Genomic DNA, 8873 nt, shown 5'->3' on the forward strand with positions numbered 1-8873 from the left:
TGCCGTCGTATAAGAGAGACAGGCTCGATAGGTGGCCTGGTGTCAGCCCGAACAGCTTTCGATGTACTCGATGGAGGCCGACGAGGCCCCCTTGACGCGCCCTCAGTCAGTGATGGGGGCGAGGCGGCATGCCGTGCACCACGGCGCCGTGGACGTCGCCACACTGGACGACGCCGTGCTGCACGACGGTGCCAGGCCAGTTCGGAGCCGATCGGGGTCGTCTCGGACCGAGACGAGCAGACCGCGACCGTTTCGGCCACGAGTCCATTGACGCCCATGAGGCCGGCCGCTGCCTGAGCGACGCACTGTTGAGATGGCGGTCGAGCTCTGTGATTTCATCGCACCTAGCTGCCGGACCCGTTCGGTCCGCCTGGCGCGCGCACTTTGTTGCGCAGTAAGCAGAGGGGTCGGATCCGCCCGCCAGTTGAAGGTTCGGAAGGCTCCTCCCTGTCATGGGCTCCTACAACGTCATGTATCCGCTCTGACCGCAGGTACGGAGTGGCATTGCCGCTCTACCGCTCGGCGGTGCCGTCCTCACCGTCAATCTCGTAGATCCGCCCTTGAAGTCGTTCACTGGCCCAGTCCAGCCCGACGCCCAGGTCAAACCAGTGCCGGGCCTTGCGGACTTCGGGCGGTGAGAGGTTCACCGCCGCCCAGGAGAACACCCCCAGGAGGATGGAACGCCCGTGCTGCGTTGTGCGCACGGACAACGCAAACGGCGCGGCGAGCGCCGCGCGGGTGACCAACATGACCTGTTCGTCCTCAGAATGTCGACGCCCACCCGTGAGAAACCGGGGCGTTTCAAGGATCTTGACCCAGTCGACCACTGCGTCTTCCACCTGGGCGCGCAAGGACTCTTCGAGGCCCTTCCGGAGGGCGGCCGCGGGATCATCGCCGAGCCAGCCAAGCCAGTGATCAGGATCAGTGAGCTTGCTGAAGTCGTCCTGTGGCACCCCGTGACGGAGATTCTCCTGGTACTCGCCTGTCAGTTTCCCGCTGTTATCCACCAACCACGCCCCGCGGATGGCCTCGGGAGGTACGTAGCCGTTCGGGTCGTCGATATACGTCGGGTCGATCTCGGCAACGCTGCCACAGGGATTCTCAGCACCCATTATGTGTGGCCGACGCCAAAGGCCCCGCCCGGGCTACTCTTTTTGGGGCGAGCTTCCGCAGTGTGAAGTTGGTGTGCCAGTACGCGGCGACCAGCAGGACCCGGTCCTCCAGCGGCAGGTTCGACGGCCGGCCCTTGCGGACAGGGTCCGCGCCTCCTTGTCGCAGGTCGGTGACCAGCCTTGCCGAGGGCTGAGCTGGGTGAAGGGGGCTATCAAGGACGACTCCGACGCCGTGATCACAGACACTCGGAGATCATCTCAGTTGCGGAGGCAGGACGATTCCGTCGATCCTGTGCGCTTGGCATGCAGGACAGGGAGGGAAGATAGGACTGGTTCTTTTCCCAGGCTATGGGGACAACAGCAGTCCGGACGGCTCCTGTCCTACAGCGGCTTTGCCGCGTTTCGGCGGCACCCGGCTCAGACCGAGGCGTTCGACCTCTCCGAGATGTGAGGCTTCGGCGGCGATCGGCTGTGGAGTGATGTGACCACTGCGGTGGAGCCACTGTTCGATCACCTGATGACGGCCGTGACGACCTCTCATCTGCAGACTGCGCAGTGATCCTGGCTCGGTTGGAGGCGATCGCTGATGAGTGGGCGCAGAACAGCGACGATACTCTCCTGCACCAGTACATCGCGGACGCCCGTCGGCTAGCCGACGTCCTGCGGTTCTGCGTCGAGAAGCACGTCCCGCTGCTCTCCCTCAGAAGCCCGCGCTGACAGCGGAACCCACTTACGGGATAGCCCCTCGTCGGCAGATGCAGAATCCAATTGTTTCTGTGCGAGCAAGCCTTGTTGGGCCGCCAGCACACCGGCCTGGAAGCGGCTCTCTGCGCCTAGCATCTCCATGATGTCCGCGACATGTTTCCGCGCGGTCCGCAGTGACATGCCGATGCGGCGCGCGATCGTGGCGTCTTTCACCCCTGCCGCCATCAGTCGCAGGATTGTGCGGTTGATGTCCTTCGCGACGAGCTCCAGGCCATCAGCGGCGGCATCAGAGAAGGGGGTGGCTTGCGTCCACTCCTGCTCGAACACGTCACACAGGTAGCTCACGATGGACGGCTCTCTGATTACGACGGCACCCCAGGTATCACCTAGTTCAGGGATGAAGGCTAGATTTCTATCGAAAGCGATGAACCGCCCGAACAACTCGTGCCTGGTGCGGTATTCAGCGCCGTGGGCAGACAGGGTTGCGACATATGCCTGACTCGGGCCGTTGAATCGGGCCGTGTGGTGGTACAGCGTGCGGATTCGTATTCCGCGGGACAGCATCGCGGTGTCGCGAGGAAGAGCTTCCCGGAGAACTTCGGGGACCCGTTGGCCGCCCGGCTGGCAGGTAAGCATCTCCACAGTGCATTCCTGGGAAGCGAGGGTCAACGCGGCGCGGACCTCTCCCGGACCGGGAATGACCTCGGCCGCCGGGCGAAGCTGGCGCAGACTGTCCCGGTAGTGGTCGCGCAGATTCGCGAATCGCTCTCGAATGCCGTGAAGCTCCCTCTGCTGGGTGTGGATGGCGGATTCCATGGAAGTTGTAACGACAGCAGCTACAAGATCCGGGTCGACCGGGCGAAAGCGGGTGGGATCTTCTGGATCGGCACGAAGTAGTCTGAGAGCCGTGAGCGAGGCTACAGCGGCCTCCAGTTCGTCCCTTTGTAAGCCGAGTTCTCGCGCGGCGAGGCCGGCATCCATCCGGCCGTTTCGCGCCAGCCAGCGATACAAGGCGACTTCTATATCGCCGGGCCGTGGTGACGGTTCGGATGACCGGCCCTCGTTCACTGCGAACACTACGAACCCCGTTCCTCTGGCCCGGACAGCTTGTTGGGTGCCTGGACGCGGAGCCCGGCCCGCAGGCGCCGGATGCTCGCACCCACGCCCCCACCCACTCACTGCTGACTACGAGTTCCCAGACGGTGCGGAATATCGGCTTCACAAGGGGGCACGAAAGCCAGGAAGGGCTTTTCGTCCCGCCCCTCATTCGATCATTTAGAGGCCGACCCCACACTGCGTCGACTATGACGATAGTGGCGCATGACAAGCTTGTCAATATAGAGTCAAAGAATCGGATTGGATCGTTCCGTTTTTAGAGATGGCACCTGATTGCAGCCCGCCAATGCGAGCCACCCGGAGGGGCGGATACGGGACAGTGGCACACGGGGCGCCCAGGTGCCTGACCGCTGTGGCAAGATCACCTTGAGGGGTATGTCGTTTTTTAGAGCGTCCGCCAGTAGGTCATCGCATGCGTGGGCTACCGGGTCGGGTGTTCCAGCGCTAAGGGGGCCAGGAGTGTCGGATCAGGCAGCGGACGGTGATGACGGCGGCTGCCAGGGCGAGGAGAAACTCGAGGGCCGCCCACCGTCGTTCGGTGCAGCGCCGGAGCTTGCGGAAGTTGTGCATCCAGGAGTTCGTGCGCTCTACCACCCAACGGCCGCCGGTCTGGATCGGGGTGTTTGTGCCGCGCGCGTCGATCCCGCGGGCGGCCAGGTCGTCGTGGACCATGTGGTAGTCGTATCCGGCATCCAGGGCAAGGCGCGGGTGCCTGGGCAGCGGCCCGAGGATCGGCTCCAGGGCGGTGAAGCGGACGAGGGTAGCGGGCAGCAGGGTGTGGTCGCAGGTGTTGGCCGGTGCGGGCTCGGTAACCAGCCGCATGCCGGTACCGTCGGTCAACCGCGAGCGCTTCAGGTCAAGTTTGGCTCGGTCGACTGGACTCCTGCCGGCGTACTCGCCCCCAGAGGGCGCCTTGGTGATGCAGCCATCGGCGCTCAAGCGGTCGAGTTCGAGGCCGATCATGCGGTCGTAAGCGGCAAGCGCGATCAGCCGCAAGGTCTCCATCACGCCAGCGCGAACCACTCGTCGCGGCGCCGGCGCAAGGTGGTAGCCGAGCAATGCTCGTCGGCAGCACGTTCGTATCCGCAGCCGAAGACCAGGACCTGCACCAGGCGGTCAAAGACGAGCGCATCGCTGATCCGCGGGCTGTGGCAGTCCAGCGGGTGCTGGTCCTCGCGCATGGGCAGCAGCGCGAGGAACTGGTCGCGGATCGGGGCGAGAATGCATGACGGGACAGCAGGCACGGATCCCCCGGTGATCATGAAGCATAGAGAGCCCCGTGATCGGGCGAGCCGCGTCTGCCTGCTATCGCCTACTCGCATACACCTTGGGGAAGTTGGTGCACCGTCGTTGATTTGCTGCCGAGCCCGGGCTCAGGGTGCTCGGCAGCAGTGGGCCCCGGTTCATCCCCGCCGTCAGCGGTTGAGGAAGGAGTAGCTGCGGCCAAGCTCGGTGAAGCCGCGGCAGGAGTACCACTCGCGCGGCCAGTCGGTCACGTCCGCGATGAGGAAGAGCTGCGGGATCCCGGCAGCGGCGGCCAACGCCAGACCTGTGGCGAGCAGGGTGTTTGCGTGGCCCTGCTTACGGTGCAGCACGGCGGTGACGAGGTCCTCCAGCTGAGCCAGCCCAGAGGTTCGGTCGCGGTAGAGGTCGGCCCAGGCCGCGATCTCCCCATCTGGTGTCCGGGCGGCCAGGAAGAACACCTCCTCGGCGCCGCGCAGGCGGGCGGTGCGGCGCTCGGTGAGCTGTCGAGCGAGATCCGCGTCCAAGCCCCATTCCAGCTGCTGGCGGAACACCGCTGCTCGCAGCTCGCCCAGCTCGACCGGGTGCGCGGCAGGTTCGGGCAGCGCGCAGCCAGCTGTCTCCCGGGCCAGTATCAGCTCGGTGTCCCGGTGGTAGCCGGCCGCCGCCAGCACCGGGGTGGCCCGCTCCCCGTGCACCTAGTCCAACATCTTGATCCTGTAATGCTGGCGCGGTCCAAGACCCTGTGCAACCAGTTCGGGCAGCGCCGCTGGTTCGGCGTCTGAGGCGTGGACTATCAGTTGGTTGTGCCCCTGCGAGTGAGAGAATCCCGCGTTGCTAACGGCGAAGGCCCCGGGCAGCTCGACGGTGTCCGAGGCTTGACGTTGGGCGAGGGCGGGGCGGAACGCGGTCACTCGCTCAAGTAGATCCGACATCCTCATCATGATCGTCCGCACTGCCGCGGGCAACAACTTTTCCCTACGGCGGACGCTCTTACCCGATCGCGTTTTCGCGTTCGACGAGTTCGGGCCGCTCGGCATCCGCCCCGTCGCACGCTCCTGCTGGGCGCCACAAGGGCGCTGCCCAGTTCCTGGCCGCGCTGAAGTCGATCTGTGCCGCCCGGTCCGACGGCTTCCCCATCTACGTGATCATGGACATCCTGTCCGCGCACAAGGCACCAAGATCCGCACTTGGGCGAAGAGGCACTGGGTAGAGCTGTGCTTCACCCATACCAATGCCTCCTGGGCCAACCCTATCGAGGCGCGCTTCGGACCACCGCTGCAGCAGTTCCCCTGGTGAACTCCAATCAGTCCAACTACACCGTGCAGACCCGGGCCCTGCACCGCTACCTGCGCTGGCGCAACACCAACGCCCGCCGCCCCGACACGTCCTGGTTGTCCACGAAATGGCCCCTCGGAACTCTCAACTATCAGCCCCGCTGACCACCATGTGGTCCCGCAGCGACCAGCCGCACCAAATCCTGCGGGACACGTGGCCTTCGAATCTCCGACTGCGGGGTGGAATATCGTCCCGGTGAACCTTCCCGGTCACAGCACTAGGCGAGGAAGAGGTGCTCGCATAGGAAACCTGAGGGTCTGCGGATCCGATCGAGTCAGGAGTGAGCAGCCTGACGACCACGACATCGCTTGCGGGATACATCCGGTATCCCCGCTTCATTACCCAGGAGCGTTGATGACCTGCAACTTGGTGAGCGGAGTGGCTTAGGAGCTTCAACTGTCCATGCGATCAGAATCGACATCGACCACAGAGGTCGGAACCACCGCATGCACGGACTCAACCTGATTAGCGCGAGAAGGAGTTCGATCATCGTGACTGCGCTCCTGCCTTACGCGCCAGGGGAGCACGGCAACGCGCAGACTACCCACAACGACTCCGACAGCGGCTGGGGAGGCTGTGCGCCAGGTCCGGGATGCGCCCGTCCGGCGAAGGTGACGAGTCCGGCATGAGGGAGGGCTACCGACAGGGAGGGGAACGGACGGAATGCCACTGCCTGACGGTCAGCTCGACCCATTCCTCTCGGACGTGGAGTTGTCCTTGTCAACTTATGGCCGGGACCAGCTTGTCGTGATTTGGCCGCGCGGCGCTGATCGGCTTGCCCGAAGCGTTGCAGACTCCCTCGCCGCTGATAGCGGTGGCGGCCACCCGGCTGGTGTCGTGGCCGCACGGCTGGCGGACCGTCTTGGCGATCGCCTTGGAGAGCCGGTCACTGCTGCCTGGCGCACATGCCTCGGGCAGTTGTCGAGCAACCGCCACGAAGCTATATACCGCACTGAGTGGAACACGCTTCTACTTCCTGTGCGGGGCGCTTTACGCTTGTCTGTCAGCCCTTTCGATGCCGACAGGCACTGGCCAGCGCTCTTCGCACGCGAGCGCACGAGTCCGTTAAACCTGCGCCTGCGCATGGGAGAAGCTGTCTACGTGCCCCGCGGCTTCATATGTGAATTGTCTGAGACCGCTGCGTCAACCATGCTCCTCGAGCTGGCCCTGAACACGAAGTAGGCAACCAGCCGGACCGGCAGTAGCCGATTCCGTTGCTGCACCCGGCCCGTCTCCACCAACTCCTCGTCCACGAATGACTGAGGAAGTGCCGACGTCAGCACCCCGACCGAGACTCGGTCGGACAATCGCTCACCAGATGACTTCAGGTGACCAGTTCTCGGCATATCACCAACAGCGATCGAACCATCCCGAAGATGTCGGTGTCGAGGGGATCAGGCGATGTAATGGCCCTCTGCAATAGGCGTTCCAGGTGTTAACAGCAGAGCGGGAGATCCCTCGCATGTATTACGTTGACCACGAAGAAAGTGTCACGAGGAAGCGTGCGCCCATAAATTCCAGTAACTCCATGAGAGGTGCTAGGTGTGATAAATGCACTCAATATGCATACGGATAACGAAATCGCGATACTATATCGCGGTGCCGCAATATTGAACGAAATGCGTCTCGCGGGGGCAGAATGCATTGTAGATTCACACAACTTTCTTCCACGGGAAGGCTGGTTGGATGAATTGATGTCTCTGCCGATCGTCACCTCGAATGGTGGAGCATGTAATGAATATTGGCAGAGCGTGACAGGGGAGTCAATATTTAGCGAGCATCGGAAAATTGTTAGACTTTGTGACGCTTTAGAGGGTTTACTCATTTGCTTAAATTGACACATACGGCATGAAAAGAGTGTGGCGGTCTGGTTCGCGGGGGGAGGTGATGGCGCTCGTATGCCTTTACTGGCGGGTAAGTTCAATTCTGAGCCGCCTTTGGCTTTCTTGGCTCTGTCTGCATGGCGTGAAGGGGACGAGGGCCCTTCACGCATCAATGGACCACGAGGTCTACCGGATCGAGGCTGCCGGGTTCTCACGCGACGAGTCGCTTCGCAAGTTCGACTTCGAGGCCAACCCGAACATCGAACCCGCGACGATCCACGCCCTCGCCACCTGCGAGTGGATCAAAACGAGCCTGCCGGTCCGCCTGATCGGCGACTCCGGCACCGGCAAATCGCAGCTGCTGATCGCCCTCGGGATCGAGGCCGCGATGGCCGGGTTCCGGGTCAAGTGCGTGCTCGACACCAAGCTCGTCAACGAGTTCGTCGAAGTCCATCGCCCGCTACGGTCGCGTCGATCTGCTTTGCAACCCTTCTTCAGGAACCCCGTCTCGTCCATGAGCCGCACCCCGTCGCCGCCAAGGTGCTCCAGGACGTAGGAGCGGACCTCGTCACGCTCCTCGTCGGCGTTTCGGCCGCTGGGTCACGGCCAGTTGGGCTGTGCTGATGTGGTCGGCAGCGGTGTTGCTGCCTGCGTTTAGGGGGAGGTCCGCCTGAAATGCGGTCGGCCAATATCAATGGTTTGAGGGTGGCTGTGAGGGCGCAACTGAGCCCGATTGGTCGACTTGTCACGAATTACCCCGAAATTCTCCTTCGCGGCGATATGTCGCTTTAGTGCGTAATCCTCCGTTTCTAGGTGAACGTAACTGCCTCTCTTTCCTGTGGGGCAGGTTGGTGAGCGGGTTCGTGACTAGGGGGACCGAGTTCCGGCCTTCACAGTGAAAGTGCGGTGTCGAACGGGCCCCTGGACACAGTCACTTGTGGTACCGCGACACCAAGGCATTTCAGGGATATGACCACAGCCGGGAAGGGAAACGCCGGATGAGTGTGGAAGTTGGCTCCAAGGAAGTGCGGGACATCGCACAGCGCATCGCCGAGATCTTCGGGGAGGTGCTGGGCGCGGAAGCGACGCCCGCCACGGGCAGCGCGTTCCTGGAGAGCGGTGGCGACTCGCTCACCGCCGCCCGCGCCGTGTCCCAGATCAGCGCCACCTTCGGCGTCCGGGTCACAGTGCGCGACCTGTTCCGGGCCGGCACCGCGGACGGCCTCGCCGCCGTCACGACGGCCCGGCTCAACAGCTGACATTCCCGCAGTTCGGGCGGTGGCCGCCCGGTTTCGTGACGACTTTGGAAGAGGTGAGGGCATGGCGTCGGAGGCGTTCCGCGTGGTGGTCAACGGTGAGGAGCAGTACTCGATCTGGCCGGCTGGCCGGGAGCTGCCCGAGGGCTGGTTCGACGAGGGCATGTCCGGCTCGAAGGATGAGTGCCTGGCGCACGTCGAGCAGGTCTGGACGGACATGCGCCCGTTGAGCCTCCGTCAGGCGCGGTGAGACGACCGGCATGAGCACGCAGAGCAAAGCA

General features: G+C 63.5%; 7 protein-coding genes and 4 pseudogenes. 4 read left to right on the top strand and 7 right to left on the bottom strand.

Annotated elements, in window-relative coordinates:
- Positions 1-512: 512 nt before the first annotated feature.
- The 5 genes and pseudogenes from OG963_RS43905 to OG963_RS43925 form a co-directional block, all read right to left on the bottom strand.
- Positions 513-1112, bottom strand: coding sequence for a hypothetical protein (locus OG963_RS43905; protein ID WP_331750226.1), 600 nt, complete (start codon positions 1110-1112; stop codon positions 513-515).
- A gap of 43 nt (positions 1113-1155) precedes the next feature.
- Positions 1156-1358, bottom strand: a pseudogene (locus OG963_RS43910) (IS5/IS1182 family transposase); the annotation flags it as partial.
- Positions 1359-1760: 402 nt separating this feature from the next.
- A complete protein-coding gene (locus OG963_RS43915) occupies positions 1761-2828 on the bottom strand; it encodes a helix-turn-helix transcriptional regulator (protein ID WP_331750228.1) in 1068 nt (355 codons plus the stop codon).
- Between the two features lie 549 nt (positions 2829-3377).
- Positions 3378-4177, bottom strand: a pseudogene (locus OG963_RS43920) (IS5/IS1182 family transposase).
- Between the two features lie 171 nt (positions 4178-4348).
- On the bottom strand, positions 4349-4873 hold the full coding sequence (locus OG963_RS43925; protein WP_331750230.1) for a GNAT family N-acetyltransferase: 525 nt from the start codon (positions 4871-4873) through the stop codon (positions 4349-4351).
- 298 nt (positions 4874-5171) lie between these two features.
- On the opposite strand from OG963_RS43925, the pseudogene OG963_RS43930 reads away from it, so the two are divergent.
- Positions 5172-5617: pseudogene (locus OG963_RS43930) on the top strand (transposase); the annotation flags it as partial.
- 616 nt (positions 5618-6233) lie between these two features.
- Here OG963_RS43930 and OG963_RS43935 read toward each other — a convergent pair.
- Both OG963_RS43935 and OG963_RS43940 read right to left on the bottom strand, forming a co-directional pair.
- Entirely contained in the window at positions 6234-6449 is a 216-nt protein-coding gene (locus OG963_RS43935; protein WP_371800409.1) for a hypothetical protein, read from the bottom strand.
- 161 nt (positions 6450-6610) lie between these two features.
- A complete protein-coding gene (locus tag OG963_RS43940) occupies positions 6611-6859 on the bottom strand; it encodes a transposase domain-containing protein (RefSeq protein ID WP_371800410.1) in 249 nt (82 codons plus the stop codon).
- Positions 6860-7526: 667 nt separating this feature from the next.
- On the opposite strand from OG963_RS43940, the pseudogene OG963_RS43945 reads away from it, so the two are divergent.
- The 3 genes and pseudogenes from OG963_RS43945 to OG963_RS43955 form a co-directional block, all read left to right on the top strand.
- A pseudogene (locus OG963_RS43945) lies at positions 7527-7821 on the top strand (ATP-binding protein); the annotation flags it as partial.
- 513 nt (positions 7822-8334) lie between these two features.
- A complete protein-coding gene (locus tag OG963_RS43950) occupies positions 8335-8595 on the top strand; it encodes an acyl carrier protein (protein WP_319740998.1) in 261 nt (86 codons plus the stop codon).
- Between the two features lie 61 nt (positions 8596-8656).
- Positions 8657-8842, top strand: a complete 186-nt coding sequence (locus OG963_RS43955; protein ID WP_319740997.1) for an MbtH family NRPS accessory protein — start codon at positions 8657-8659, stop codon at positions 8840-8842.
- The last annotated feature ends 31 nt before the right edge of the window (positions 8843-8873 follow it).

Origin of the sequence: Streptomyces sp. NBC_01707 (assembly GCF_041438805.1) — a bacterium.
GTDB lineage: Bacteria > Actinomycetota > Actinomycetes > Streptomycetales > Streptomycetaceae > Streptomyces.